We start from the raw sequence: 24810 nt of genomic DNA on the forward strand, positions 1-24810 counted from the left end.
TTGTGCGCTGTTTAGACCAGTCGGTGGGGAATCACGCGAAACTTTGATATGGCGCGCAGAACGCGGCTGACGATGCGGTTAAAGGCAGGGGGAGAAACAGGCGCCCGGCGGCGCCTGCAGAGGGGATCAGTTCAGTCTGGCGGCGCCGTCCAACAGGCCTTCAATCATCTGCTTGAGCAGGCGCTGCAGCGAGGCGGCGCGCTGCGGTTCGAACGCGTAAGGATACTGTTCGGACATGTAGTTCACCTGCGCCAGCTCAAGCTGGATCGCATGCTGTTGCTGTTGCGGCTGGCCGTAGGCGCGGGTGATGTAACCGCCCTTGAAGCGGCCGTTCAGCACGTGGGTGAACTGCTGTTGCTGCTCGCAGCAGGCGACCAGCCGATCGCTCAGCGCCTGGGCGCAGCTTTCGCCGCCGTTGGTGCCGAGATTGAGATCCGGCAGCTTGCCCTCGAACAGCCGCGGGATCACCGAGGCGATGGAGTGCGCGTCGAACAGCAGCGCATAGCCGTGCCGCGCTTTGAGGCGCGCCAGTTCGTCTTGCAGTTGCTGATGATAAGGTTGCCAAATTTGCTGCAGATAGCCGGCGCGCTCTGCGTCCGTCGGCGCTTTGCCCGGCAGGAAGCTTGGGCGGCCGTCGAACAGCACGTCGGGATACAGACCGGTGGTGGCGGTAGTGTACAGCGGCTTGTCGTCCGCCGGGCGGTTCAGATCGATGACGAAGCGCGAATAGTTGCCGACCAGCACGCTGGCGCCCATCGCCCGGGCGAAGTCGTACAGCTGTGGTATGTGCCAGTCGGTATCGGGCAGCGGGCGGGCGTCGTCGGTCAGCCCGGCCTCGACCGCCGGCGTCAGTTGCGTGCCGGCGTGCGGAATGCTGATCAGCAGCGGCAGGCTGCCGGTCTGGAAGCTAAAAGGATCGCGAATGGTCATTGACGTACTTCTCCTCGGAAAATCACCGTACAGGGCAGCTGACCGCCCAACCAATAAGCCAGTTCCGCCGGCCGCGACAGCGGCCAGTGAACGAAGTCCGCCACCTTGCCGGTTTCCAGCGTGCCGTGGCTGTGTTGCAGCCCCAGCGCTTTGGCGGCGTGGGTGGTGACGCCCGCCAACGCTTCTTCCGGCGTCAGGCGGAACAGCGTGCAGGCCATGTTGATCATCAGGCGCAGCGACAGCGCCGGCGAGGTGCCGGGGTTGGCGTCGCTGGCGATCGCCATCGGCACCTGGTGCTTGCGGAACAGCTCCACCGGCGGGCACTGGGTTTCGCGCAGCAGGTAATAGGCGCCGGGCAGCAGCACCGCCACGGTGCCGGCGTCGCCCATGGCGCGGGCATCTTGTTCGGTGGCGTATTCGAGATGGTCGGCGGAAAGCGCGTGATGGCGCGCCGCCAGCGTGCTGCCGCCGAGGGCGGAGAGCTGCTCGGCGTGCAGCTTGACCGGCAAACCGGCGGCTTCGGCGGCGGCGAAGACCCGCTCCACCTGCGCCGGCGAGAACGCCAGATGTTCGCAGAAGGCGTCAACCGCATCCGCCAGGCCGGCTGCCGCCGCCTGCGGGATGATGGTGTCGCAGACCAGATTGATGTAGTCGTCGGCGCGGTTGGCGTATTCCGGCGGCAGCGCATGGGCCGCCAGACAGGTGGTTTTCACCTCGACCGGCAACAGCTCGCCCAACTTGCGCGCCACCCGCAGCATCTTCAGTTCGCTTTCCGGGCTGAGGCCGTAACCGGATTTGATCTCCACGCAGGTGACGCCTTCCGCCAGCAGCGGCCGCAGGCGGAACAGCGCCTGCTCCAGCAGCAGCGCTTCGTCGGCCGCGCGGGTGGCTTTCACCGTGGAAATGATGCCGCCGCCCTGCGCGGCGATCTCGGCGTAGCTCACGCCGTTCAGCCGCTGTTCGAACTCGCCGCTGCGATTGCCGCCGAACACCAGGTGCGTGTGGCAGTCAACAAAACCGGGGGTGATGATGCCGCCGTCGAATTTCACCGTTTCGTCCGCGATCAGGCCGGACGGCAGCGCCGCATGTTCGCCAATCCAGACGATCTTGCCGTCGCGCACGGCGATCGCGCCGTCGGTCAGGGTGTGATACTTGCCGTCGCGCATGGTGACGATATCGGCGCCGTGCCACAGGCTGTCACAGTGAATCTCAGACGTCATTGCTTTCCTCCGCCGGAGCCGCAGCTCCCACATGGTTGTATATACAATTAAAAACAACCTAACGCATTCATCGGGATGTCACAAGAGGCGGGCGAAATTTTGTTATCAGGATGTGATCGACAGCGGAGATGCGGGCGCAGGGGGCGCCCGCCGGGGATCAGACTTCGCTGGTGAAGCGGCCGAACAGTTGATAACGGCTGCCGGGGTACAGCAGCCGGGCCGAGGTCACCACGGTTTTGCCGGACCAGGTGCGGCGATGGATCAGCAGGCCGGGTTCGTGGTCTTCCAGCTGCAGCAGCTCGCGCTCGCACCGGGTGGGGATCACCGCTTCGACGATGTGTTCGCCGGCGGTCAGCGGCGCGGCCTGCGTCAGGTAGGTGTAAGGCGTGACGCGATCGAAATCCTGCTTCAGGTAATCCGGCGCTACCAGCGGGTTGACGCAGCGGTCTTCCACCTGCACCGGCACATCGTTTTCGTAATGCACGATCTGGGAGTAGAACAGCCGTTGGCCGGGCTGAATGCCCAGCGCCGTCGCTTCTTCCTCGCTGGCCGCACGGGCCTTCAGCTCGAGGATCTTGCTGCTGTGGCGATGACCGCGCGCGGCGATCTCATCGGCGATGTTGTGCACTTCCAGCAGCGCGGTATGCGCCTTGGCTTCGGCGACGAAGGTGCCGACGCCCTGCATGCGGATCAAAAAGCCTTCGCTGGTCAGCTCGCGCAGCGCGCGGTTGATGGTCATGCGGCTGACGCCCAGTTCCGCCACCAGTTCACTTTCGGAGGGCACGCGCTGGTGCGGTTGCCAATGCCCCGCACGGATTTGATTCACGATCGCCTGTTTGACCCGTTGGTAGATCGGGGCGGGGGCATCGCTCATTGCAGCCGCCAGTTGTAACACGGTCTGTTGTTCAGCCACGACGTTAACCTCGTCAAATAAAAAAATAATAACACCAGTTTACTGTTGATGTCGGCGTATGTATATGTATATACAACTAGTGGCCGTCGCGCCAGAAACTTGCCGGCGGCCGCCAAAAATTCCCGAAGGCGCGCCATCGCCGCGCCTCATTCGCCGTTACACCAACAGTGGAATACTGCCATGCCTGCTTATTTTGCCCCACGCGCTTTGCTCCCTGAGGGCTGGGCGCATAACGTCCGGCTGGACGTCGATGCGCAAGGTTATCTGACTCAAGTTACCGCCGACGCTGAGCCGCAAGGCTGCACCCGGCTGCACGGCGACGCGGTGCCGGGCATGCCGAACCTGCACTCCCACGCTTTCCAGCGCGCGATGGCCGGGCTGGCGGAAGTGGCGGGCAACCCGCAGGACAGCTTCTGGACCTGGCGCGATCTGATGTACCGCCTGGTGCAACGCCTGACGCCGGAGCAGGTGGAGGTAGTCGCCCGTCAACTGTATATCGAAATGCTCAAGGGCGGATACACCCAGGTGGCCGAATTCCATTATCTGCATCACGACGCCGACGGCAAGCCTTACGCCGATCGCGGTGAGATGACCGGCCGCCTCAGCGAGGCCGCGCATCAGGCCGGCATCGGCATGACGATGCTGCCGGTGCTGTACAGCTACGCCGGTTTCGGCGCGCAGCCGGCGCAGCCGGGGCAGAAACGTTTTATCCAGGATACCGAAAGCTATCTGCACCAGCAGCAGGTGATTGCCCGCCAGCTGGTGGATCGTCCGTTGCAGAATCAGGGGCTGTGCTTCCACTCGCTGCGTGCGGTGGAGCTGGGCCAGATGCAGCAGATTTTGGCCGCGTCGGATCGCACTTTGCCGGTGCATATTCACATCGCCGAGCAGCAAAAAGAGGTGAACGACTGCCTGACGTGGAGCGGGCAGCGCCCGGTGGCCTGGCTGTATGACCATCTGCCGGTCGATCAGCGTTGGTGCCTGGTGCATGCCACCCATCTGGATCGCGACGAGCTGGAAGCGCTGGCGCGCAGCCGCGCGGTGGCCGGCCTGTGCCTGACCACCGAAGCCAACCTCGGCGACGGCATCTTCCCCGGCGACGCTTACCTGCAGCAGCAGGGGCGCTGGGGCATCGGTTCCGACAGCCACGTTTCGCTCAACGTGGTGGAAGAGCTGCGCTGGTTTGAATACGGCCAGCGGCTGCGCGATCAGCGCCGCAACCGTCTGACGACGCCGGAACAGTCGGCGGTGGGCGATGTGCTGTACCTGCAGGCGCTGCAGGGCGGCGCGCAGGCGTGCGGCGCGCCGATCGGCCGGTTGCAGAGCGGCTATCGCGCCGACTGGCTGGTGCTGGACGGCGACGATCCGTATCTGGCGGCGGCGCCGGACGCCTCGATCCTCAACCGCTGGCTGTTCGCCGGCGGTAAAGAGCAAATTCGCGACGTGTTCGTCGGCGGCCGGCAGGTGATCGAGCAGGGGCGGCACGCGCTACAGCAGCAGAGCGGCGCCGAGTTCCTGCAGGTGCTGAAAACCTTTCAGCAGGAGGCGTAATGAGCCTGACCCGTTTTAGCTTCGCCGCGCTGCCGGTCAGCCCGTGGCGCAACGGCGGTGGGGAAACCCGTGAAATCGTCAGCTGGCCGCCGGGCGCGCAGGATTTTGACTGGCGCGCCAGCATCGCCACCATCGCACAGGACGGGCCGTTTTCCGCCTTTGCAGGCATCGATCGTTCGATCACGCTGCTGGAAGGCGACGGCGTGCGGCTGTTCAGCGCCGGGCATATCGACCATCAATTGGCGCGCGTCGGGGAGCCGTTCGCGTTCTCCGGCGACGTGGCGCTGGAAGCGACGCTGCTGGGCGGCGCCAGCCAGGATTTCAACATCATGACGCGCCGCGGCCGGCAGGCGGCCGAGGTGCGGCGCAGCACGGCGCCCGTCACCCTGCCGTCCAACCGGGCGGGCGTGCTGTATGTGCTGAGCGGGGTCTGGTCGCTGCCGGGGGGCGGCGAACTGCGGGCGCGCGAGGGCGTCTGGTGGACGGCGGCGGCGGGCGGTGAAGTGGCGCCGCTGACGGCCGACGGTGCTCTCCTGTGGGCGAACATCACAGCCTGCTAACGCAGAGTAGAGTCCTGCGCCCGGTTATGGGATTATTCACTTTTCCCCATTAATCATAAAGAAGGGCGCATGGCTTCGCTGAAAGACGTCGCAAAACTTGCCGGAGTCTCGTTGATGACGGTGTCCCGCGCCATCAATGAACCCGGCAAGCTGCGGCCGGAAACCTACCGCCGCGTCAAACAGGCTATCGACCAGTTGGACTACGTGCCGGATCTGTCGGCGCGGCGTATTCGCGGTGACGGAAATCGCGTGCAGACGCTCGGCGTGCTGGCGCTGGACACCGCCACGACCCCGTTCTCGGTGGAAATGATCCTGTCGATTGAGAAAACCGCGCGCGAGCGAGGCTGGAACAGCTTCGTCGTCAACCTGTTTGCCGACGACAACGCCGAACAGACCGTCGATCTGCTGCTGGCGCATCGTCCGGATGGGGTGATCTTCACCACGATGGGGCTGCGCGAGGTGACATTGCCGGCCAAACTGCTGGACAAAAAGCTGGTGCTGGCCAACTGCGTCAGCCCGGCGCATTCGATCGCCAGCTACATTCCTGATGACGAGCAAGGGCAGTATGACGCCACGCGCGCGCTGATCGCCAAAGGCTATCGCGCGCCACTGTGCATTCATTTACCGGCGGATACGCTGGCGGCGGGCCTGCGCCGCGGCGGTCTGGAACGCGCCTGGCGCGAAGCGGGGCGCGATGTTGAACAGCTGCGGCAGTATCATCTCGATCTGAGCGGCGGCGATCAAAGCTATCGCGACTGCGTCGCGCTGCTGGAGCGGCATTTCTCTGCAGGACGGCGCGATTGCGATGTCGTGGTGTGCGGGAACGATCGGATAGCCTTTCTGGTGTATCAGGTATTGCTGGCGCAAGGATGGCGGATACCGCAACAGGTGGCGGTGCTGGGTTACGACAATATGGTCGGCACCGGCGAGCTGTTCCTGCCGGCATTGACGACGGTGCAGCTGCCGCATTACGAGCTGGGCCGCCTTGCGGCGCTGCATGTGATTGAGCAGCGGGAGCAGCGTGAGACGGTGAAAGTGCCTTGCCCGCTGTTGGAGCGGGGTTCGCTATAAGCGCACCGGGTGCGTCGCTGCGCGCCCGGTGCTCATACCCATTATCCCCAGATGCTTGCCAGCCGCCATCCCGTGATGGGCTCGAACTGTGCCCGGCCGCCTGCGGCGAACAGGCTGAGGTGGCGCTCGCCCGCCGTCGGATAGATGCGGCTGGTCAGGCAGGCCTGCCCCTGATTGACGAAGATCTCCAGCGATGAGCGGTCAATGAAGAGACGTAGTGACAGGGTGTCACCTTCCGGCAGCGGCACGCTACGGCAGGTGCACAGGGCGGGGTTGTCATGAAAACGTTCCAGCACCAGTCGGTGCGCCTGATTGTCGACGAACAGGCGCGCCGCATTCCCGATGGCCAGCCCGTAACGCTCGGCGTCGCTGTCGGCCGGTCTCAACGTCAGGGTGAGTTCCTGCACGTCGTCCGCCAGCGGCAGATGCTGATTGGTCAGCGTCTGTGCCAAAAAGATGTGCGATTCTCGCCGCAGCGCCGCCAGTTCACGCGCCGGGTTCATGAGGACGCTGCCGTCGGCGGCCAGCGTCAGCTCACGCGGTAGGGTGAGGGCGCCGGCCCAGCGGTGCGCTTTGCTGGGCATCGGGGATTCCCACATATCCATCCAGGCAAACAGCAGCCGACGGCCGTCGGCGGCGGTGAAGGTCTGCGGCGCATAGAAATCGTGGCCGGCATCCAGCTCGCAGAAGGGTTGGGTCACCCTAAAGTCGCTGTCCGGCCGCCAGTGGCCGAGCAGATAGCCGCTCTGGAAGCGATTGCGGTAGCGGTAGCCCTGTGCCGCCAGCCCCTGCGGAGAGAACAACAACAGGTGTTGTTCCCCCAGCGGGAAGAAATCCGGGCATTCCCACATATATCCTTGATGCGCCGCCTGCGCGCCGGCCAGCACCCGATCGAAGCGCCAGGCGCGCAGGTCTGCAGAACGGTACAGGCGCACCTGGCCGAGACCGTTTTCTTTGGCGCCGACCACCAGCCACCATTCGCCGTTCTCGCGCCAGACTTTCGGATCGCGAAAATGCTGAATGCCGTCCGGCGGGGCCAGCACCGGCCCATGTTTAACGAAGCGTATGCCGTCTTCGCTGGTGGCCAGACATTGCACTTCCCGCACCTGGCTGTCGTCGCCGGGCTCGCCCAGCCACACGTGGCCGGTGTAAATCAACGTCAGCACGCCGTTGTCATCCACGGCGCAGCCGGAAAAACAACCGTCTTTGTCATAGGGCGCATCGGGCGCCAGGGCGATGGGCTGGTGCTGCCAGCGGATCAGATCGCGGCTGGTCGCGTGCCCCCAGTACATGGGCCCCCAGTGTTCGCTGTAGGGGTGATGCTGGAAGAAGGCATGATAGACGCCGTCAATACAGATCAGGCCGTTGGGATCGTTGATCCAGCCGGCGGGCGGCGCGAGATGGAACTGCGGGTAGTATTCGTCTCGGCGCTCTGCGCGCAGGGCTTCGACCGCATGGTCGGCTTGAGCTAAGGCAGTGTTCATTGGACAGACTCGCTTGATTTAATGGCGGATTGAAAGGGGGCTGCACTGGCGGAACGTTCGCCGCGCAGCAGGAAACAGGAGACAAGCGTCGTGGCGGCGACCGCGCACCCCATCAGCAGATAGGTGTCGGCAAAGCCGATGCGGTCATAACCGTAGCCCGCCAGCGGCGACAGGAAGCTGGCCATCACCTGGGTGATGAATTGAAAGCCCACCAGGTAAAGCGTTGAGGAGAGGCGGCTGTCGAAGCGGCTGGCGATGTATTTGAAGATAGCGATCAGCAGGATCGGCAACTCTACGGCGTGCAGCAGTTTCATGGCGGAGATCATCAATGCGCCGCTGACCAAGCCGGAGCCGAACATGCGCAGCGCCATCACGCCACCGGCCAGCAACAGCCCCTGTTTGGCGCCGATGCGGTTCACCAGCAGCGGCGCCAGGAACATGCCGCCGGCTTCGAGGAAGACCTGCAGCGAGTTGAGGAAGCCGTACATCTCGTTGCCCTGCTCGCGTGAAGCGAATTGCGAGGCGAAGTAGACCGAAAATTGCTGATCGAAAACGTTGTACACGCTGATACCGAGCACAAACACCACCAGCGCCCAGAAGCCCGGCATACGCAGCAGCGCCAGCGCATCCTGCAGCCGCAGATTTTCCGGTTTGCCGAACGCCAGGCCGGCCATGGCGTTCGGCTTCAGCTCGCGCACCTGGCTGAGCAGCAACAGGAATACCACGGCGGCGGCGGAGGCCAGCCAGAAATTGATGTTCGGATCGATATTGAAGATAAAACCGGCCAAAAAGGTGGCGCTGGCCCAGCCGAGCGATCCCCACATGCGGGCGCGGCCGAATTCGAAACCGCTGATGCGGCTGACTCGCTCGGTATAAGATTCCAGCGCGCCGATGCCGGCGAAGAAGGTGGCGCCGATAAATACCCCGCCGACCAGCGCGCCGAGCGGCAGGCTGCTCGCCAGCAGCGGGGCGTAAACGTAGATAAAGAACGGGCCGGTCAGCAGCAGCATCACGCCGAGAAACTGCAGCAGGTGCTTGCGCAGCCCAAGTTTGTCCTGAATAAACCCGTACAGCGGCTGGGCGCACAGCGCCACCAACGAGATAGCGGAGAAGATCAGGCCGGTCTCGGCGCCTTTCAGGCCGATCTTCTGATTCAGCCATAGCGAGATCAGCGAAAAGCTGGCAGACCAGGTGAAGAAAAAGAAGAACAGCAGGCCGCTGAGCAGCACGTAATATTTTTTAGTTTCGCGGTTCATGGGTAGGGCCCCGGTGAGTGAAGTTAGCTCTATTGTTAACGTTAACTCGCGAAGGGATGAAGCTGGCAGATATCACGCGTGCGATGTTAATCACAAAAGTTAACGTTAACATTTATGCCTTGTGATCGAGGTCACGGGTTGGCAAGGGGGCGATGCGCCCCCGGAGGATTAACGTTCGTTCAGCGAGCGCAGATGATCGTCGCGGCGCAGCGTCATCAGCGCAAACAGGCTGACCACCGAGGTGGCGACCACGTAGTAGGCGGGAATGTCGATATTGCCGGTCTGTTTGATGAGGCCGGTGATAATCAGCCCGGCCGAACCGGAAAACACCGCATTGGACAGCGAGTAAGCCAGCCCCAAGCCGGTATAGCGCACCCGGGTCGGGAACATCTCCGCCAGCATCGCCGGGCCGGGGCCGGCCAGCAGGCCAACCACGGCGCCGGCGATCATGACCGCCAGCCCTTTGGCCCACAGTGAACTCTGCGCATCCTGCAACAGGTGCAGCAGCGGGAAGGTGAACAGGACCACCGCCGCCACCGCCGTCAGCATCACCGTTTTACGCCCCAGTTTGTCGCTGACAATGCCCGCAGGCAGAATGGTCAGGGCGAAGCCGACATTGGCGAGCACCGTCGCCACCAGCGCCTGCTGGAAGGTGGCGTGCAATGAGGTTTGCAAATAGGAAGGCATCACCACCAGGAAGGTATAGCCGGCGGCCGACCAGCCCATCATGCGGCCGATGCCGATCAAAATGGTTTTCACCACGCCGCTCAGCTTCGCTTCCGGCGGCGCGGCGGCGTGTTCCGCATGTTGCTGCGCCTGGGTGAACGTGGGCGTTTCCTCGAGCTTTAGCCGCAGCCACAGCGCCACGGCGCCCAGCGGCAGCGCCAGCAGGAACGGAATGCGCCAGCCCCAGTCATGCAGCTGCTGCACGCTGAGCAGCGCGGCCAACAGCGCCACCAGCCCGGCCCCGGCCAGCAGGCCGAGCGCGACGGTCAGCGATTGCCAGGCGCCGAACAGCCCGCGCTTGCCCTTCGGGGCGAACTCGGTCATCAGCGACACGGCGCCGCCGAATTCACCGCCGGCGAACAGCCCCTGTAACATGCGCAGCAGCGTCAGTAGCAGCGGGGCGGCGACGCCGATCGAGGCATAGGTCGGCATGACGCCGATCAGCGCGGTGGCCAGCGTCATCAACAGCAGAACCGCAATCAGCGTTGGGCGACGGCCGATGCGATCGCCGATGCGGCCGAATATCACTGCGCCGATCGGCCGACAGAAAAACGCCAGCGCGAAGGCGGCGTAGGTGAGGATCAGGCTGGTGATTTCGTTTTCACCCTGCAGCGTGAAAAAATTGGCGGCGATAACGGTGGCCAGAAACCCGTACACCCCGAACTCATACCATTCGATAAAGTTGCCGACCGAGCCGGCCAGCAACGCCTGACGCGAGCGGCGCGCGTCGAGAGTCTGTTGATTCATCCCCGTTCCCATACTTTTGAATTATTGTTCGTCAGTTCTAAATTTATACGACAAAACAATCAATTGATTTCAGCGGGAACTGTGAGGCGCTCAGCGCATGCCGTCGATACGCCACCATTCGGGGCAAACTTCCGGGGCGTGAGGGGCTGCTGGACAGCTACCAGCGCAACGGTATTCAGCGCGGCCGGGTGACGGTGGTGGACTGGCTGCAGCGCCAGCAGCAGTGCGGGTGGCTGCGTGAGCGCGACTGGGCGCAAACCAGCGACCTGCTGTTGGCGATGACCATCGCCGAACCGCTGCGGCAGATGACGCTGGGGCTGTTGCCGCCGGGCAGCGCGATCGACGAGCGCATCGCGGCGGCGGTGGCGCTGGTGATACCGGGTTTGCTGAGCGAAGAGTGAAAACAAAAAAGGGCCGACGAATCGGCCCTTGAGCGGGGGAATGCCGTTACCGTTTAGGCCCGGCGCTCACCAATTTTTCACCCGCCGGGGTGACGGTATATTTGGCGAAGTTATCGATAAAGCGCTGCGCCAAATCCTGCGCTTTCTCCTGCCACAGCGACTCGTCGGCGTAGGTTTTGCGCGGATCGAGGATCGACGGATCGACGCCCGGCAGTGCGGTCGGCACGTCCAGCCCGAAGATCGGCAGCGTGAACGTCTCGGCCTGCTCAATGTCGCCATTCAGAATGGCGTCGATAATGCCGCGCGTATCCTTGATCGAAATACGTTTGCCGCTGCCGTTCCAGCCGGTGTTGACCAGGTAAGCCTGGGCGCCGGCGGCCTCCATGCGTTTCACCAGCACTTCGGCGTACTGCGTCGGGTGCAGCGTCAGGAACGCGGCGCCGAAGCAGGCGGAGAAGGTTGGCGTCGGCGCGGTGATGCCGCGCTCGGTGCCGGCCAGCTTGGCGGTGAAGCCGGACAGGAAATGGTACTGGGTCTGCTCCGGCGTCAGGCGCGATACCGGCGGCAGTACGCCGAAGGCGTCGGCGGTCAGGAAGATGATCTTGCGCGCATGGCCGGCTTTGGACACCGGTTTGACGATGTTCTCGATGTGATAAATCGGATAGGAAACGCGGGTGTTCTCGGTCTTGCTGGCGTCGTCGAAGTCGATGCTGCCGTCGGCCAGCACGGTGACGTTTTCCAGCAGCGCATCGCGGCGGATCGCCTGATAGATTTCCGGCTCCGCCTGCGGCGACAGCTTGATGGTCTTGGCGTAGCAGCCGCCTTCGAAGTTGAACACGCCGTCGTCGTCCCAGCCGTGCTCGTCATCGCCGATCAGCTGGCGCTTCGGATCGGTGGAGAGGGTGGTTTTGCCGGTGCCGGACAGGCCGAAGAACACCGCCACGTCGCCTTGCTCGCCGACGTTGGCCGAGCAGTGCATCGAGGCGATGCCCTTCAGCGGCAGCAGATAGTTCATGATCGAGAACAGGCCTTTCTTCATCTCGCCGCCGTACCAGGTGCCGCCGATCAGCTGCATGCGTTCCGTCAGGTTGAAGGCGACGAAGTTCTCCGAATGCAGCCCTTGCTGCTGCCAGTCCGGGTTGGTGCATTTGGCGCCGTTCAGCACCACGAAGTCCGGCTCGAAGTCCGCCAGTTCGGCGTCGCTCGGGCGAATAAACATGTTTTTCACGAAGTGCGCCTGCCAGGCCACCTCGGTGATGAAGCGCACTTTCAGGCGCGTGTCGGCGTTGGCGCCGCAGAACGCGTCCACCACGAACAGACGCTTGCCGGAGAGCTGGTTGCCCACCAGCGTCTTCAGATGCTGCCAGACTTCCGGGGAGAGCGGCTGGTTGTCATTTTTGCCGGTGCCGTTGTCCGACCACCAGACGGTATCGCGCGTGGTGTCGTCGCGCACGATGTATTTGTCCTTCGGCGAACGGCCGGTGAACTCACCGGTCGCGACGTTGACCGCGCCGAGTTGGGTGAGGGTGCCGCGTTCCAGCGGCGGCAGGTCGGCGCGGGTCTCTTCGGCGAACAGCAATTCATAGCTGGGGTTATAGACGATGTCGGCGGCCTGATGGATGCCGTAGCGAGCGAGGGTTTGTGGGGTAACAGCGCGTGAAGACATATTCTACTTCCTTATGAGTCATATTATGCCTCTTTCCCGTGCGGTGCCGCGCGCAGGATTAAGGTTCGGATCAAGCTGACCGGATTCAGCTAATGCGTTTCCGGTTCTTTATTAATAAAACAGGGGGCTTTTTCGCCCTCCTATAGCATAGCAGCGAATTTAAGCCTGCTTACTTTAATTACAAAATGCTGACGATAATTAATTAAAACCAACCTTGGCGGAGGGTCACAATATTGAATTTCGCCGGCGTAATTTAGTTTTGCATTTTTATTTTTTATCATATCGTCAGGGCTATCCACTGTTTTATTTCTTATTAGAAAAAGCGAAATCCACAATAGGATTTTTCGTAATCATTTGTTTTTGCTTGGCTATGGCAGGACTGTTGCGCCAGGTGAATCTAACCGTACTGTACGCTTGTCAGCAGGGTGAATAATGAAACAGATAAATGCAGAACTGGCCTGTGATAAAAATACGGCATCGTCCGAATCCTCAGGGTTAATTAATCAACTTCGTCAAATAGATATCGGTGCGGTACCGATCGCGTTGTTTATCACGATTTGCGCGATCGTGGCGATTTCCGCCTACGCCAACTTCCTGCCGAAGAATATGATCGGCGGCCTGGCGGTGATAATGACGCTGGGCTTTGCGCTGGCGCAGTTGGGAAAAAGCATTCCCGTGCTGCGCGATATCGGCGGGCCGGCCATTCTGTGTTTGATGGTGCCGTCGGTGTTGGTCTATTTCAATGTCTTCCAGCCTAACGTCATGGGCACCGTTCATCTGCTGATGAAAGACGCCAACCTGCTCTATTTCGTCATCGCCAGTCTGGTGGTCGGCAGCATTCTCGGCATGAACCGGGTGATCCTGATTCAGGGGATGATTCGCATGTTTGTGCCCTTGGTGGTTGGTACGGTGACGGCGGTGATCACCGGGCTGCTGGTGGGCAAGCTGTTCGGCTTTACCTTTTATCACACCTTCTTCTTCATCATCGTGCCGATCATCGGCGGCGGCATCGGCGAGGGGATTTTACCGCTGTCGCTGGCCTATTCGGCGATCCTGGGAGCGACGCCGGACGTCTACGTCGCGCAGCTGGCGCCGGCGGCGGTGCTGGGCAACATCTTCGCCATCGTGACCGCCGGGGTGCTGGCGCGCATCGGCATGCAGCGCAAGGCGCTGAGCGGCGACGGCATGCTGATCCGCTCGGCGCAGGAGAACGCGATGTTCGCCATCAAGGAGCAAAGCGGCAACGTCGATTTCCAACTGATGGGCGGCGGGTTGCTGGTGATCTGCGCCTTCTTTATCGTCGGCGGCCTGTTTGAACACATCGTGCATATTCCCGGCCCGGTGCTGATGATCCTGTTCGCGGTGCTGTGCAAATACTGCCGGGTGATCCCGGCCTCGATGGAGACCGGCGCGCACAGTTTCTACAAGTTCGTCTCCACCGCGCTGGTGTGGCCGCTGATGATCGGTCTGGGCATGCTGTACGTGCCGCTGGAAAGCGTGGTGGCGGTGTTCTCGGTCGGTTATGTGGTGGTCTGCGGTTCGGTGGTGCTGTCGATGGGGCTGGTCAGTTTCATGATTGCGCCTTACCTGAAGATGTTCCCGGTGGAAGCGGCGATCGTCACCTGTTGTCACAGCGGCCTGGGCGGCACCGGTGACGTGGCGATCCTGTCGGCATCGAACCGCATGGGGCTAATGCCGTTCGCCCAAATCGCCACGCGCATCGGCGGCGCTTCCACGGTCATTGGCGCGACGCTGCTGCTCGGTTGGTTAGTCTGAGTCCAGAATTTCTTATGGATAGCCGGGGTTGGATTGCCCCGGTTTTTTATTTCGAGGACAGCCGCACCCACAGCGTGATGAGCTATTTCAGCGAAAGCAACATCGGGCAGGACTTTAAAGGCGCGTACTCATCCGGGCCATTGCTCAACGACATCACGGCGATCCCGCATTTCTACGGCGCCAACATGCACACCCGCATTGGCGATACGATCTACGGTTTCAATTCCAATACCGATCGCGACTTCCTCACCGCCACCGGCGGATTGGATCCGCGACTTCGTGCGCGGTGAAGACAAGATCGATCTGACGCTGTTCAACACCGGCAGCGATTTCCTGGTGAAAGTGGTGGGGCAGCCGCTGGATGCGGATGATTTCGTGCTGGCGTAATGCAGGCAACAAAAATAGGGCGTTTTGGGCAAAAACCCGACAATTCCTATTAATTCCGTCATATTAGCGTGACATAGTAGCGCGCAGAAGGCCGGGCTTGCATACCTCGGGCTTCTGTCGGATCGCCAACCTTTTCGGTTGGCGATTCATTTTCCGCCTTTCAGCATGTTGATGGCGGCGCCGAGCAGGATGCGCCGTTCGATATCGTTGCTGTCCGCCAGCTGCCGCGCCAGATGTTTTTCCAGCGTTTCCACCGACAGCGCTTCGCCGCGATGGCGCAGCTGCATCACGCCGTCGCCGATCAGGCGTGCGACCTCATCCCATACGGGTTTAATCTCCTGTTCCGAGAACGTCATGGCCTACCTCGGTTGGTTGATTTTTGCCCAATGTAGCAGCTGAACTGCGGCTTCGCTACCGGCTGCCTAAAACAGGAAGCATAAAAAACAAGCCATCAGTATTTCTTCTGGTTTTTACGCTCAATACTTGCGGTGTCGAAAAGCAGGAGAAAACATCATGAACTGGGTCGAAACCTTTACGGAGTACTACCGCCTGAGCCGCACGGGTGAAACGCAGCATTGGCTGTGTCGCCGCTGGTTGCCGCAGGGAGAGGCGCGCTTGGCCTATTTGCGGGAGTTGCTGGAGCCGACCGCGCCGCGGCGGCGGTGAGCAGGGCGCCGGCGTTTGGCCGGCGTCGTTTCGCGGGATTAACCGAAGGCTATCGCCGCCCAACGCAACAGCAGCAACGCCAGGCAGATCAGCAGCAGCACCACCACCATTTTACTGAGCTTGGCGCCCATGCGTTTTGTTGCCACGTTGTTTCCCCTTTAGCTGAAATACCATCCACCGGCGAGGATGATGAGGAAAAGCGTCACTAACGCGACGCCGTTGAGTAAATCGCTGAAGGTATCGTCAGCATCGATGTCATTTTGCCGCATGTTGCCGCCTGGCGGTCGCCATTGGGTGAATAATGTTCACAGTATGCGCCCGACAGCGCGACAGGCACAGCGAAGAACGGTAAAAACGCGTAAAGGCGGCGGTGGCGGAACGCGCAGTCGCGCTTGCGACGGATGCAGACGGCCGGCAATACGTTGTACTATCCTGTCTGCATTGATGCATTTTTCCTAAAGGTATAATCATGGCGACGGCAATTCCACAGAAATACGAGCACCTTGAGCGCTGGGCGTTCGGCGATACCGAGCAGCAGGCCGATGAAGTGGTGCAATTGATCCTCAATGGCACCAAAACGGCCACCTGTTCCAACCTCGACGGCGAGGGGATCCCGCAGGCCGGCGATCGGTTCCTGGTGGTGGACGGCAAGGGGGAGCCGGTCTGCGCGGTCGAGCTGACCGCGGTGGAAATGAAAACTTACGATCAGGTCGATGAAGCGCACGCCTTTGCCGAAGGCGAGGGCGATCGCTCGCTGGCGCACTGGCGCAAAGAGCTGCAGCGCTTCTTTGAAGAGTACGATCTGTTCTCGCCGGACATGACGCTGGTGCTGATGAATTTCAAAGTCGTCGACAAATTCTAATCTTATGCGCGCCGTTCCCTACGAGTGCCAGTGGGCCAGCCCGGAACTGGCCGCCGATCTGATCGCCGGCCGCGCGACGCTGGCGCAAGACGAAAATTGGGCGCGCAGCGGCGCCCGCGATCGGGCGGAGTACGTCGAGTGGGCCAATCACGTGTGCGGCATGGCCTGTCTGAAAATGGTGCTGGGCCACCGCGACGGCGAAGCGCCGCCGCTGCTGGAGCTGGCGCGGCGCAGCCTGCCTTACGGCGCCTATGTGCGCGAAGGGGTGCGGATAAAGGGGCTGATTTACGCGCCGTTCGTCGAGTTTGTACGCGAGCAGTTCGCGCTGCAAGCGGAGGTGAAGGTGGGGCTGGAGGCCGCTGACGTGCCGGCGCTGCTTCAAGAATGCCGTTACTTTATCGCCTCGGTACACCCTTCCATTCGCCGGCCGGAGAGCATACCGCCGCAGCGGGGCGGGCATCTGGTGCTGATCACCGCCGCCGATGCGCAAAGCGTGACCTTCCACAATCCTTCGGGCGACAGCCCGGCGACGCGCGAGCGGGTGCACCTGCCGCTCAGCCGCTTCACCCCTTTCTTTGCCGGCCGCGGCATCGCCATCGCATAAAAAAACGCGCTGTTTCCGATGAAAACAGCGCGTCGTCAGCAGTGCTGATGCATTTTCATGCCAGCCGCATCACCCAGGCGTCCGCCTGCCGATCGTAGTGCTGCTTGTACAGTAGTGACTGTTTGCCGTCGAGGATCGCCGGAATGCTGGTGTGTTCATCCCAGCCGTCCAGCTGCATGCACAGATCCGGATCGGACTTGCAGGGAATGCTCAGGGTGCCGGCGCGGTCGGCGCCGGCGTGAAGATGCGCGTCATCGACCTCGAAGCTGCCAATTTTTACGACGGTTTTGCTCATGGGAACTCCTTGCTCAATGGTGTGGTAGGAGGTTAGACCAGTGCGGCCATCGGTAAGAGCATAGCCAAATGAGCAAAAAATGCCACATAAAAATTACATTTTGGAAACAATTTCCACGGCGGCAAAGCACCGCGCCTAGTACTCCACCACAAAACTGAGATTGTCTTGATAGCTACCGACTGCCACTTCCGTCTGCGCCGCATTGACCGCCGCCTTATACGGGATGCTTTGCGCCAGCCCGGTGCCGGCGCCGCTCTGTTTGTTGGTGCTATCCCAAACGGTCGTCGTATTGGGCAAGTAAATCTGATACTGCATGAAATTGCTGGTGCCGCTTTTCATACGCCGCCAACCGGAGACCGGGTTATTGCCGTTGGTGAAATAGGTGTTGTATCCCTCGGTTTTGGTGCAGGTCAGGGTGATGCTCTGATTGACAGGATTGAACTGCCCGACCAACGCCATGCTGCCGAAGTTGACGTTGGGCGCGGTGCCGATCAGGCAGTCTTTGGTGATGGCGACGCTGACGCTGACCGTGCTGGCCTTGTTGACGCCGTCCCACCAGATGCACAGGCCGAGCACGCCGAGGCCGCAGATATGGTAGTTCCAGATCAGGTTGATGGTGTCGGTATAGGTGCCCGAACGCACGTTGGCGCCGGCGGTGGTTTTGATATACAGCGGAAAGTTGACGTTGGAAGAGATCAGGATCAGCGACAGCAGGTTCAGCGAGCTGTAGTCAATGGTCTGCCCGATGCTGTAGGGATATTGATAGTTGGCGTCGGGATAGATCAGGTAGGCGATTTTATCGCCGGAACCGTCGGTGTTGGCGACCGCCATGCCGTTGGTGGTTGACGCAACCTTGACCGTGACGGTGTTCTGCGACAGCAGCGATAGCCCGAGGCCGGTGCAGTTGAGGCCGGCGGTGCCCTGGGCGTTGATCTGCCCGTTGTAGACCACGAAAGAGCTGCTTCCCGGTAAGGTGACGGTGCCGTTGGTGGTGGCGCAGTCGGCGAATGCGCGCTGACAGAACAGCAGCGAGAGGGTTAACAATAAGAAGGCTTTCAATCCCCGAAACATAGTGACTCTCCGTCGTTGAATTAGCGGCAGACAACCGGGCCGACGCGCTGGATGCCCTGAGGCTTCGCCAGGCTGAATTCCGCCTGACACGGCGGGCCGCCGTCGGCCGGGATCACGCTCAGCCGATTGTGTTGTTGCACCGGGTCGATATAGGTCATGCCATCCCAACCGACATAGCTTTGCTGATTGCCGCCAACCACCGCCACCTGGCTGCCGTTGGCCAACGGTTTGCCTTGCTCGTCAACCAGTTCGACGTCGGCGGCGGAGATGGGTTGGATGGGGAACTCAACCAGAAAACCGCTGTGATCGCGAATGGCGACGGTTTTTTCCACCGTCGGCAGCGCGACGTCGGCGGGCAGGTTGAGCGGATCAATCTGGAATTTCGCATGGTAGTAAGAGGTGACGGTCGGCACCAGTAAATAGCCCTGGGCGTCGGTCTTGCCGATCGGCTGGTTCTCATAGCTCACCGGAATGTCGGCGTATCCTTGCGTGGACACCAGCGCAAAGGCATCGTTGATGGTGTTGGTGGCGTACACGCCGCCGTTCATCGCCACCAGCGAACCGCTGATTTCTCCCCAGTGGTTGGTTTCATCGCGGGTGCCGTATACGCCCGCTCGGGCTTCGAGTCTGCGGGTGCGCCAGGTCAGATCGGCCTGGCGGTAATCGCCGCCGCTCGGGTTATTGGCGTAGGCCAGATTCCAGCCGAAACCGCCATTGGTCGGCGCGGCGCGGCTGTAGCTGACGCGTTCGCTCCAGCGGTTGTTGTTGTCGCGCGCGGCGCTGAAGCTGGCCGTGCCCCAGCTGTCGAACGGAATGGAGAGCTGCAGCTGGGCGCTGTAACCGCTGCTGCCGATTTCCCGGTTCAGCGAGGCGTACAGGCTGCTGTTGCGCCAAAGCGATACGCTGTAGGACAGGTTCACCAGGCGGGTTCGCTGAGCGATGGCGTCGCGGACGTCAAAATAACCGGCGCCGAGGCTGCCGAGCCGGCCCAGGCTGACGCTGCCGGTCAACTGATCGGTGCGGCGGCTCAGGCGGTAGTCGCTTTTATACACGGAAATGTCGCCAAAATCGGCGCTGCGCAGGATGCGTTGGGCGTTGAGGCTGAAACGTTGGTTGCTGTAGGTGTAACCAAAGCTGCTCTGATCGCCGTGGTTGCCGGTGTAGCGATAGACGGGCTGGGGATCCGGCTGTTGCAACGGCCTGCCGGTCAGCGGATCGTAATAGGTGGGGGATTGTATCGCCCGGCCGCCGTTAAACGCTTCATCACCGGCCTGGCTGACGCTGTAGGACGCGTTGAGAACCCCCCATTGCCCGACGCGAAGGTCGGCGCCGGCGCCGCCAACCGCCAACTCGGCTGCGCCTTCGGCGCGTCCTTCCAGGGTTAACCAATCAGTGACGCCGTAACGTAAGCTGGCGCTGCCTACCCATTGCCCGTAATCGGCAGAATTCAACCCGTAGTTGCGCCGCAGCAAACCGGTGGAAATGCTGAAATCGCTCATGCCGGTCTGCAGCAGGTTGCTGGCCACGTAGAACGGCACCGTGGTGCTGACCTGGCGGCCGAGGGCGTCAGTGGTGACGACGGTGGCCTGACCCGCGCCGTTAATGTAGGGCACGCTGTTGAGGGTGAACGGCCCGGGATTGATGTTGGTGGTGCTGTTTTTATAGCTGTTGATGTATAAATCGACGCTGCTGGGCAATGCCGCCTGGCCGGAAAATTGCGGCAGCGGATAGGTGATAAGATCCGGGCGCACCGCGAAATTGCGCGCCAATTGCAAGCCGCCGATGCGCACGGCGCTGCTCCAGGGGAGCGAGCCGGTGGTAAGGTCACCGGCGATCACACTCAGCATCCGCTGGTCGTCGTTGAAACGCCAGTAGCTGTCGTATCGAATATAGCGCCCGCCATCGTCGTTCGGCCCGCCGTTAAACCCGCTGCGGTAGATGCCGGTGTTGGCGATGACGCCGAACCCGTCGAACAGCCGCTGTTCGCTCCACGCCGACAGGTAGCCCGGCCGGCCATTGCCGTTGCTTTGGCTGGCATAGATATCGTAGTTGAACAGCAAACCCAGGCTGCTTTGCGCCGGCAAGCGCTGCAACGGTGAATGGGCGCCGATGGTTTGCTGCGGCAACCAGTCGTTAGGCACGTTGATCAGCAACTGCTGGCTCTCGCCGCTGTAGCTGACATCCACCTTCTCCAGCCGATCGACGGCGATCTCTTTCGCCTGCTTATCCGCTACCGGCAGCCCGGCGTCGAGCAGTTGCTGGGGCGTCATGTAGTAATGGCCGCCGCGGTAGTTGACCGGCACGACGTTGCCGGTTTGGCGCCCGTTGACGACCGGCTCCAGATACAGCGTGGTGTCCGGCATGCTGACGGCGCTGGGCGGCGGCGGCAGATCGTCGCCGAGCGCAAACGGCAGCCAGCCGCCGGCCGCCATGCTCAGCATGGCAAACGCCAGCGGCTTAAGGCTGAAACGCCGCGTCGATAGCCTCCCTGTCGGCTGCACCTGGGCCTCAATAAGACGGAATGGCTACGGGCTGTTTGTTGTCATTGACCGTGGCCATCAGTTTGCCGCTGCTGAAACCGCCGGCGGGCGGCAAGGCGAAGCGCATTTGCGAACCGGGCAGCACGTATCCCATCAGGCCGGGATTCAGGCTGCGGCCTTGCAGCGTCACTTTCGACATGCGGGCATGCACTGCGCCTTGATTTCGCACCTCCAGCCAGCGTTCGCTGCTTTGCTGCTGTAGACGATAGCTGAGCTGAGGTTGGCTGGCGGTCGCGTAATCGCGCGGTTTTTCGCTGTCCTGTTTGGTCCAAATGCCCTTGCCGCTGACGAACAGCGGCACCGAGTAGCGCATCTGGAATTTCAGCCCCATCTCCGCACCGCCGGGGGCGGCGCCCGACGATTGTTCTTTCACCGGCACTTCATCGACCAAAATGCGGTAGGCACGTTCCTGTCCCGCCGCCGGGGCCGACTGTTTGATCAGGCGTATCAGCTGGCGTTTGCCTGGCGCGATCGACGCCACCGGCGGGCTGGCGATCACGTCGCTTTGGTTGCTGTAATCGTCTTTGCCGGCGGTTTGCCGCCAACCCAACACGCGAATTTGCATATAGACCGGTTTGCTGTCGCGATTTTCCAGCCACAGCGCGGTGGCCTGTTGTTGATCTTCAATCACCGGATCGATCGGCCAAATGAGAATGGAGGCCGCGGCCAGGGCGTGCTGCTGGCTTGCCAGGAGCAGGGCTGCCGTTAACGGCAGGCGGAAGGGTATGCGCATAACTCATCCTTATTGCAAAAAAACTTAATAAGTGACCGTCAACAAGACCGTATCGCTGTAAACGCCACTGGTGGGCAGGGTACTGGTCGAAAACAGACGGGCGTAAACCTTGATTTCTTGCGTGCTGCCGGTGGCGGCGACGGTCTGCGCCGCGCCGCCGTTGGCGCCATCCCCCCAAAGGGTGGCGTAGTTGCTGTCTTGATAAAGTTGATACAGCAGCGTTTCCGACGTGGCGGCGTTTTGTAATTTTCTGCCGCCGGCGATGGATCCGGTCACATGATTGCCGACGCCGAGGGCCAGCGTAACGCTCAGCCCCGGGTTGCAGCGAAACAGCACCGAACCGGCGCCGCTGCTGGAGACGACGCTGACCGCGTTGCTCAGCGAGGACAGTTGGCCGAAGTTCAGGGTGCCGAAGGTGGTCACGTCGCTGACGCCGCTGCCCAATACGCAGCCTTTTACCACGGTTGCATTGACGGTGAACGGCTGGCTTTTGGTCAAGTCGTTGACGCCGGTATCGCTTTGGGCCGGGGAAAGCGGCAGGCAGAACAGCAAACCGCAAATGGAAGCGCGCATCGTCATTACCAATTGATCGTGACCTGTACCGTGTCGGTGTAGCTGCCTGTCGGGGGCGTGGACTGCGCCGGAATCATGCCATAGACCGGCAGCCAGTTGTCCGAACCGTTGGCGGTTTGTGACACGCCCGTCAGATTGTCCCAAATGGTGCTGTGGGCGGCGTTGGTGTACAGGTTGTAATTCACCCGTTGGCCGGCCGCGCTTTGCAGGTAGCGGGCCGCGGTATTGCCGCTTTGCCCGCCGCCAAGCAGAACGCTGTAGCTGGTGCCGTTGGTGCATTTCACCCGAATGGCGCCGGCGTTTTGCTGCCCGGCGACGCTGGTGGCGGTGCTGAGAAAATACAGCGTGCCGAAATTCAGCGTGCCGAAGCTGACGTTGCCGCCTGAGCTGCTGCCGGCTTCACAGGCGCTGAGCAAGGTCGCGCTGACGCCGAGGGTCGCCGTTTTACTGTCGGCCAGCGCCAACAGGCTGCACGCCCATAATCCGCCGCAGCAAAGCGCGAGCCGCACCGTTACCAGGTGACCGTCATCGTGACGGTGTCGTTATAGGTGTCCGCCGCCGGGGTAGAACCGGCCGCCGGCACGCGGCCATACACGATCAGCGGAACGGCGGCGCCGGTGCCGGTGCCGGTCAGCGCGTTGGCGCCGCTGCCCCAGGCGGTGGTGCGCGCGGCATCCTGGTAAAGGTTATAGCTGATGAATGCGCCTGCGGTGCTGGCCATGCGGCGTTGGGTGCCTGACGTGACGTGGAGCCCGTTGTCCAGCGCCACCGTGTAGTCTGTGCCGGTGGTGCAGGTCAATGACAGCGTACCGGCCCCCCCTGCGCCGGTGGCGCTGGCGTCGATGATGTTGGCCAGTGAAGAGTAAGTGCCGAAGCTGATGGAGCCGAAGTCGTTGACGGAACCGCTGCTGTTGCCGCCCCCCACGACGCAACCGGCGCCGATGGTCAGCGTCACGCCTAGCGTGCCTTGAATGGTGCCTGCTGCGTTAGCCGCGCCGTTGGCGCACAGCAGGGTTGCTACCGAGGTCAATGCCATCAGAGTTTTTTTCATCTTAATTCCTTGCCGTATGAGAGAAAGCCCGCAAAGACGCCACCCAGAGGTGGGTTGAACGTATTCATTTAGCTGCACTTTAATTAATAGAATAAGAATCGGGAATTGTCTTGATGAAAGCGAGAAACTTTTTATTCCCATCCCCCGGCTGACGGGGCTTACAGGTGAGGTATACCGATAAATTGAAATGATTAGAATAATAACGAACGGTGATGGGAATATTATTAGCGTTATTTTATCGCCGGGGCGTTTAATTCCCCGGCGCGGTATCGTTTACAGGTGGAAATCCAGCGCGCCGTCGCGCACCAGCTCGCGCGGCAGGTTGTTCTTGATACGGCTGCCGATGCGCTTGGCGATGCCCAGCGGCTGCCCTTGGTAGGTGACGATGCATTCATCGCCCGCCGGCGGCAGTTCCGGGTAGAGATCGCGGCCGTGATACCACTCCTGCGCCAGCGCGGCGTCCAGCTCGAAATGCGCTTTGCCGCCGGTGCCGGCCAGCGCGATCGCCGCCTCGTGCTGCCAGCGGAAACCTTTAGGGAAACGCTCCGCCAGTTTGAGGCCGATGCGCGAGAAGCGCACCTTGCCGAACAGCGGTTCCAGCTCGGCCGGGAACAGCCAGATCTCTTTGTCGCGCTCCCACAGCCGGCCGTCATCGCCCCAGGTTAAGCCGGATGCGGCGGCGGCTTGGGCGACCTGCGCCGCTTCTTTGCCGGACAGCGGGCTGAACGGGAATTTACCGACTTTGTAGGTCGGCTTCGGCAACGGCGCCACGGCGCGCCGTTTGCGCAGGCGGGCGACGAAAAAGCCTTCGCTGTCGTAAATCTGCGGGAAGACGTGCAGGAAACCTTCGGCGGTCAGCGCCTTGTCGGCGCCGGGGAACAGCCCGCCCAGCGATTCGACGCTGACCGCGTCGCTGTAGGTGTCCAGCAGCCAGCGCACCACCTGCTGGTTTTCCTGCGCATTGAGCGTGCAGGTGGAGTAAACCATCACGCCGCCCGGCGCCAGCGCATGAAACGCGCTGTCGATCAGCTCGCGCTGGGTGGCGGCGATCTCGGCCACGCTCTGTGGCGACCAGTTGCTCATGGCGTCCGGATCCTTGCGCACCACGCCTTCGCCGGAGCAGGGGGCGTCGAGCAGAATGGCGTCGAAGCTCTCCGGCAGCGCGGCGCCGAACACCCGGCCGTCGAAGTGGGTCAGCGCGGTGTTCTTCACGCCGCAGCGGCTGATATTGGCGTGCAGCACTTTCACCCGGCTGGCGGAGTATTCGTTGGCGACGATGCCGCCCTGATTGCCCATCAGCGCGGCGATCTGGGTGGTTTTGGATCCCGGCGCCGCCGCCACGTCCAGCACCCGAGTCGGCGCCGCGCCGCCCTCAAACAGCGCGCTGACCGGCAGCATCGAACTGGCTTCCTGAATGTAGAACAGGCCGCTCAGGTGTTCGGCGGCGCTGCCCAGGCGCAGCTCTTCATCGTCGCGCTCGATCCAGAACCCTTCCGCGCACCAGGGAATGGGCTCCAGTCGCCAGTCGTAATCCTGCACCAGCGCCAGGAAGTCGGCGACGCTGATTTTCAGCGTATTGACGCGCAGGCTGCGGCGCAGCGGGCGCTGGCAGGCGGCAATAAAATCGTCCATCGCCAGCTCGGCGGGCATGATGGCGCGGGTGGCATCAAGGAAAGCGGGGGGCAGAAAAACGGCGGTGGATTTGGCCACGGGCGAACTCTCAGGGT

25 protein-coding genes and 2 pseudogenes are annotated in these 24810 nt (G+C 61.9%); 10 read left to right on the top strand and 17 right to left on the bottom strand.

The features are described 5' to 3' along the window. Positions 1 to 126: 126 nt before the first annotated feature. The 3 genes from hutG to hutC form a co-directional block, all read right to left on the bottom strand. Positions 127 to 930: an N-formylglutamate deformylase gene (gene hutG / locus SSARUM2_RS10270; RefSeq protein ID WP_060452881.1), complete on the bottom strand. Its 804-nt coding sequence runs from the start codon at positions 928 to 930 to the stop codon at positions 127 to 129. Then, positions 927 to 2150, bottom strand: coding sequence for an imidazolonepropionase (hutI, locus tag SSARUM2_RS10275; RefSeq protein ID WP_060452882.1), 1224 nt, complete (start codon positions 2148 to 2150; stop codon positions 927 to 929). Before hutI ends, hutG begins: the two co-directional genes overlap by 4 nt. A 157-nt stretch (positions 2151 to 2307) precedes the next feature. Beyond that, positions 2308 to 3063: a histidine utilization repressor gene (gene hutC / locus SSARUM2_RS10280; RefSeq protein ID WP_060452883.1), complete on the bottom strand. Its 756-nt coding sequence runs from the start codon at positions 3061 to 3063 to the stop codon at positions 2308 to 2310. 180 nt (positions 3064 to 3243) lie between these two features. On the opposite strand from hutC, the gene SSARUM2_RS10285 reads away from it, so the two are divergent. The 3 genes from SSARUM2_RS10285 (at position 3244) to SSARUM2_RS10295 (ending at position 6245) form a co-directional block, all read left to right on the top strand. Next, positions 3244 to 4614, top strand: coding sequence for a formimidoylglutamate deiminase (locus SSARUM2_RS10285; RefSeq protein WP_060452884.1), 1371 nt, complete (start codon positions 3244 to 3246; stop codon positions 4612 to 4614). Beyond that, entirely contained in the window at positions 4614 to 5174 is a 561-nt protein-coding gene (locus SSARUM2_RS10290) for a HutD family protein (RefSeq protein WP_060452885.1), read from the top strand. The genes SSARUM2_RS10285 and SSARUM2_RS10290 overlap by 1 nt, the downstream gene beginning before the upstream one ends. Positions 5175 to 5243: 69 nt before the next feature. Then, positions 5244 to 6245, top strand: coding sequence for a LacI family DNA-binding transcriptional regulator (locus tag SSARUM2_RS10295; protein ID WP_060452886.1), 1002 nt, complete (start codon positions 5244 to 5246; stop codon positions 6243 to 6245). Between the two features lie 41 nt (positions 6246 to 6286). Here SSARUM2_RS10295 and SSARUM2_RS10300 read toward each other — a convergent pair whose 3' ends face one another. The 3 genes from SSARUM2_RS10300 to SSARUM2_RS10310 form a co-directional block, all read right to left on the bottom strand. After that, a complete protein-coding gene (locus tag SSARUM2_RS10300; protein WP_060452887.1) occupies positions 6287 to 7729 on the bottom strand; it encodes a glycoside hydrolase family 32 protein in 1443 nt (480 codons plus the stop codon). After that, positions 7726 to 8985 carry an MFS transporter gene (locus tag SSARUM2_RS10305; RefSeq protein WP_060452888.1) on the bottom strand — a complete coding sequence of 420 codons (1260 nt, stop codon included), beginning with the start codon at positions 8983 to 8985 and terminating at the stop codon, positions 7726 to 7728. The genes SSARUM2_RS10300 and SSARUM2_RS10305 overlap by 4 nt, the downstream gene beginning before the upstream one ends. A 168-nt stretch (positions 8986 to 9153) precedes the next feature. Further along, a complete protein-coding gene (locus SSARUM2_RS10310) occupies positions 9154 to 10458 on the bottom strand; it encodes an MFS transporter (protein WP_060452889.1) in 1305 nt (434 codons plus the stop codon). A 116-nt stretch (positions 10459 to 10574) separates the two neighbouring features. Between SSARUM2_RS10310 and SSARUM2_RS10315 the strand changes: the two are divergent. Continuing rightward, positions 10575 to 10859: pseudogene (locus SSARUM2_RS10315) on the top strand (TetR/AcrR family transcriptional regulator C-terminal domain-containing protein); the annotation flags it as partial. 46 nt (positions 10860 to 10905) lie between these two features. Here SSARUM2_RS10315 and pckA read toward each other — a convergent pair. Then, positions 10906 to 12525, bottom strand: coding sequence for a phosphoenolpyruvate carboxykinase (ATP) (pckA, locus tag SSARUM2_RS10320; protein ID WP_060452890.1), 1620 nt, complete (start codon positions 12523 to 12525; stop codon positions 10906 to 10908). Between the two features lie 432 nt (positions 12526 to 12957). Here pckA and SSARUM2_RS10325 point away from each other — a divergent pair, with 432 nt between their 5' ends. From SSARUM2_RS10325 to SSARUM2_RS10335, 3 genes and pseudogenes are all read left to right on the top strand, one after another. Next, positions 12958 to 14301, top strand: coding sequence for a 2-hydroxycarboxylate transporter family protein (locus tag SSARUM2_RS10325; RefSeq protein ID WP_060452891.1), 1344 nt, complete (start codon positions 12958 to 12960; stop codon positions 14299 to 14301). A 47-nt stretch (positions 14302 to 14348) separates the two neighbouring features. Beyond that, positions 14349 to 14558 (top strand): annotated as a pseudogene (locus tag SSARUM2_RS10330) (M10 family metallopeptidase C-terminal domain-containing protein); the annotation flags it as partial. A gap of 22 nt (positions 14559 to 14580) precedes the next feature. Next, positions 14581 to 14688 carry a hypothetical protein gene (locus tag SSARUM2_RS10335; protein ID WP_226907361.1) on the top strand — a complete coding sequence of 36 codons (108 nt, stop codon included), beginning with the start codon at positions 14581 to 14583 and terminating at the stop codon, positions 14686 to 14688. A 146-nt stretch (positions 14689 to 14834) separates the two neighbouring features. Here SSARUM2_RS10335 and SSARUM2_RS10340 read toward each other — a convergent pair whose 3' ends face one another. Beyond that, entirely contained in the window at positions 14835 to 15044 is a 210-nt protein-coding gene (locus tag SSARUM2_RS10340) for a hypothetical protein (RefSeq protein ID WP_004931526.1), read from the bottom strand. A 157-nt stretch (positions 15045 to 15201) separates the two neighbouring features. Here SSARUM2_RS10340 and SSARUM2_RS10345 point away from each other — a divergent pair, with 157 nt between their 5' ends. Next, the gene (locus SSARUM2_RS10345) at positions 15202 to 15354 is read left to right on the top strand and encodes a hypothetical protein (RefSeq protein WP_162846222.1); all 153 of its coding nucleotides are present in this window, start codon (positions 15202 to 15204) and stop codon (positions 15352 to 15354) included. 38 nt (positions 15355 to 15392) lie between these two features. Here SSARUM2_RS10345 and yniD read toward each other — a convergent pair whose 3' ends face one another. Then, positions 15393 to 15485, bottom strand: a complete 93-nt coding sequence (gene yniD, locus SSARUM2_RS10350; RefSeq protein WP_223307179.1) for a small membrane protein YniD — start codon at positions 15483 to 15485, stop codon at positions 15393 to 15395. Positions 15486 to 15823: 338 nt separating this feature from the next. Here yniD and SSARUM2_RS10355 point away from each other — a divergent pair, with 338 nt between their 5' ends. Continuing rightward, entirely contained in the window at positions 15824 to 16216 is a 393-nt protein-coding gene (locus SSARUM2_RS10355; RefSeq protein WP_033638276.1) for an ASCH domain-containing protein, read from the top strand. A gap of 4 nt (positions 16217 to 16220) precedes the next feature. Continuing rightward, positions 16221 to 16820 (top strand): hypothetical protein, encoded by a 600-nt coding sequence (locus SSARUM2_RS10360; protein ID WP_033653895.1) that lies wholly within the window; start codon positions 16221 to 16223, stop codon positions 16818 to 16820. 55 nt (positions 16821 to 16875) lie between these two features. Here the strand turns inward: SSARUM2_RS10360 and SSARUM2_RS10365 are convergent, their stop codons facing one another. From SSARUM2_RS10365 to rsmF, 8 genes are all read right to left on the bottom strand, one after another. Further along, the gene (locus SSARUM2_RS10365; protein WP_004931517.1) at positions 16876 to 17115 is read right to left on the bottom strand and encodes a DUF1480 family protein; all 240 of its coding nucleotides are present in this window, start codon (positions 17113 to 17115) and stop codon (positions 16876 to 16878) included. A gap of 135 nt (positions 17116 to 17250) precedes the next feature. Beyond that, positions 17251 to 18186, bottom strand: coding sequence for a spore coat protein U domain-containing protein (locus tag SSARUM2_RS10370; protein ID WP_033638278.1), 936 nt, complete (start codon positions 18184 to 18186; stop codon positions 17251 to 17253). Positions 18187 to 18206: 20 nt separating this feature from the next. Further along, positions 18207 to 20627, bottom strand: a complete 2421-nt coding sequence (locus SSARUM2_RS10375) for a fimbria/pilus outer membrane usher protein (protein WP_185744060.1) — start codon at positions 20625 to 20627, stop codon at positions 18207 to 18209. A 67-nt stretch (positions 20628 to 20694) separates the two neighbouring features. Beyond that, the gene (locus SSARUM2_RS10380) at positions 20695 to 21459 is read right to left on the bottom strand and encodes a molecular chaperone (RefSeq protein ID WP_033653896.1); all 765 of its coding nucleotides are present in this window, start codon (positions 21457 to 21459) and stop codon (positions 20695 to 20697) included. A 24-nt stretch (positions 21460 to 21483) separates the two neighbouring features. After that, positions 21484 to 22032: a spore coat U domain-containing protein gene (locus tag SSARUM2_RS10385; protein WP_086557004.1), complete on the bottom strand. Its 549-nt coding sequence runs from the start codon at positions 22030 to 22032 to the stop codon at positions 21484 to 21486. Between the two features lie 5 nt (positions 22033 to 22037). Continuing rightward, complete coding sequence (locus SSARUM2_RS10390) at positions 22038 to 22541, bottom strand: spore coat U domain-containing protein (protein ID WP_072008406.1); 504 nt, start codon at positions 22539 to 22541, stop codon at positions 22038 to 22040. Between the two features lie 2 nt (positions 22542 to 22543). Continuing rightward, the gene (locus tag SSARUM2_RS10395; protein WP_033638282.1) at positions 22544 to 23083 is read right to left on the bottom strand and encodes a spore coat U domain-containing protein; all 540 of its coding nucleotides are present in this window, start codon (positions 23081 to 23083) and stop codon (positions 22544 to 22546) included. Positions 23084 to 23356: 273 nt separating this feature from the next. Next, positions 23357 to 24793, bottom strand: coding sequence for a 16S rRNA (cytosine(1407)-C(5))-methyltransferase RsmF (gene rsmF, locus SSARUM2_RS10400; protein WP_060438749.1), 1437 nt, complete (start codon positions 24791 to 24793; stop codon positions 23357 to 23359). Positions 24794 to 24810 lie beyond the last annotated feature (17 nt).

Source organism: Serratia sp. K-E0102 (assembly GCF_029962625.1).
Lineage (GTDB): Bacteria > Pseudomonadota > Gammaproteobacteria > Enterobacterales > Enterobacteriaceae > Serratia > Serratia sarumanii.

Coding starts and splice junctions, on each gene's coding strand:
- SSARUM2_RS10290 (WP_060452885.1), top strand. CDS start 4,614: ATGAGCCTGACCCGTTTTAGCTTCGCCGCGCTGCCGGTCAGCCCGTGG.
- SSARUM2_RS10375 (WP_185744060.1), bottom strand. CDS start 20,627: ATGCTGAGCATGGCGGCCGGCGGCTGGCTGCCGTTTGCGCTCGGCGAC.
- SSARUM2_RS10395 (WP_033638282.1), bottom strand. CDS start 23,083: ATGAAAAAAACTCTGATGGCATTGACCTCGGTAGCAACCCTGCTGTGC.
- SSARUM2_RS10345 (WP_162846222.1), top strand. CDS start 15,202: ATGAACTGGGTCGAAACCTTTACGGAGTACTACCGCCTGAGCCGCACG.
- hutG (WP_060452881.1), bottom strand. CDS start 930: ATGACCATTCGCGATCCTTTTAGCTTCCAGACCGGCAGCCTGCCGCTG.
- SSARUM2_RS10370 (WP_033638278.1), bottom strand. CDS start 18,186: ATGTTTCGGGGATTGAAAGCCTTCTTATTGTTAACCCTCTCGCTGCTG.
- SSARUM2_RS10355 (WP_033638276.1), top strand. CDS start 15,824: ATGGCGACGGCAATTCCACAGAAATACGAGCACCTTGAGCGCTGGGCG.
- SSARUM2_RS10360 (WP_033653895.1), top strand. CDS start 16,221: ATGCGCGCCGTTCCCTACGAGTGCCAGTGGGCCAGCCCGGAACTGGCC.
- SSARUM2_RS10380 (WP_033653896.1), bottom strand. CDS start 21,459: ATGCGCATACCCTTCCGCCTGCCGTTAACGGCAGCCCTGCTCCTGGCA.
- yniD (WP_223307179.1), bottom strand. CDS start 15,485: ATGGGCGCCAAGCTCAGTAAAATGGTGGTGGTGCTGCTGCTGATCTGC.
- SSARUM2_RS10310 (WP_060452889.1), bottom strand. CDS start 10,458: ATGAATCAACAGACTCTCGACGCGCGCCGCTCGCGTCAGGCGTTGCTG.
- pckA (WP_060452890.1), bottom strand. CDS start 12,525: ATGTCTTCACGCGCTGTTACCCCACAAACCCTCGCTCGCTACGGCATC.
- SSARUM2_RS10305 (WP_060452888.1), bottom strand. CDS start 8,985: ATGAACCGCGAAACTAAAAAATATTACGTGCTGCTCAGCGGCCTGCTG.
- SSARUM2_RS10295 (WP_060452886.1), top strand. CDS start 5,244: ATGGCTTCGCTGAAAGACGTCGCAAAACTTGCCGGAGTCTCGTTGATG.
- SSARUM2_RS10325 (WP_060452891.1), top strand. CDS start 12,958: ATGAAACAGATAAATGCAGAACTGGCCTGTGATAAAAATACGGCATCG.
- SSARUM2_RS10385 (WP_086557004.1), bottom strand. CDS start 22,032: ATGCGCGCTTCCATTTGCGGTTTGCTGTTCTGCCTGCCGCTTTCCCCG.
- hutI (WP_060452882.1), bottom strand. CDS start 2,150: ATGACGTCTGAGATTCACTGTGACAGCCTGTGGCACGGCGCCGATATC.
- SSARUM2_RS10300 (WP_060452887.1), bottom strand. CDS start 7,729: ATGAACACTGCCTTAGCTCAAGCCGACCATGCGGTCGAAGCCCTGCGC.
- SSARUM2_RS10285 (WP_060452884.1), top strand. CDS start 3,244: ATGCCTGCTTATTTTGCCCCACGCGCTTTGCTCCCTGAGGGCTGGGCG.
- SSARUM2_RS10365 (WP_004931517.1), bottom strand. CDS start 17,115: ATGAGCAAAACCGTCGTAAAAATTGGCAGCTTCGAGGTCGATGACGCG.
- SSARUM2_RS10340 (WP_004931526.1), bottom strand. CDS start 15,044: ATGACGTTCTCGGAACAGGAGATTAAACCCGTATGGGATGAGGTCGCA.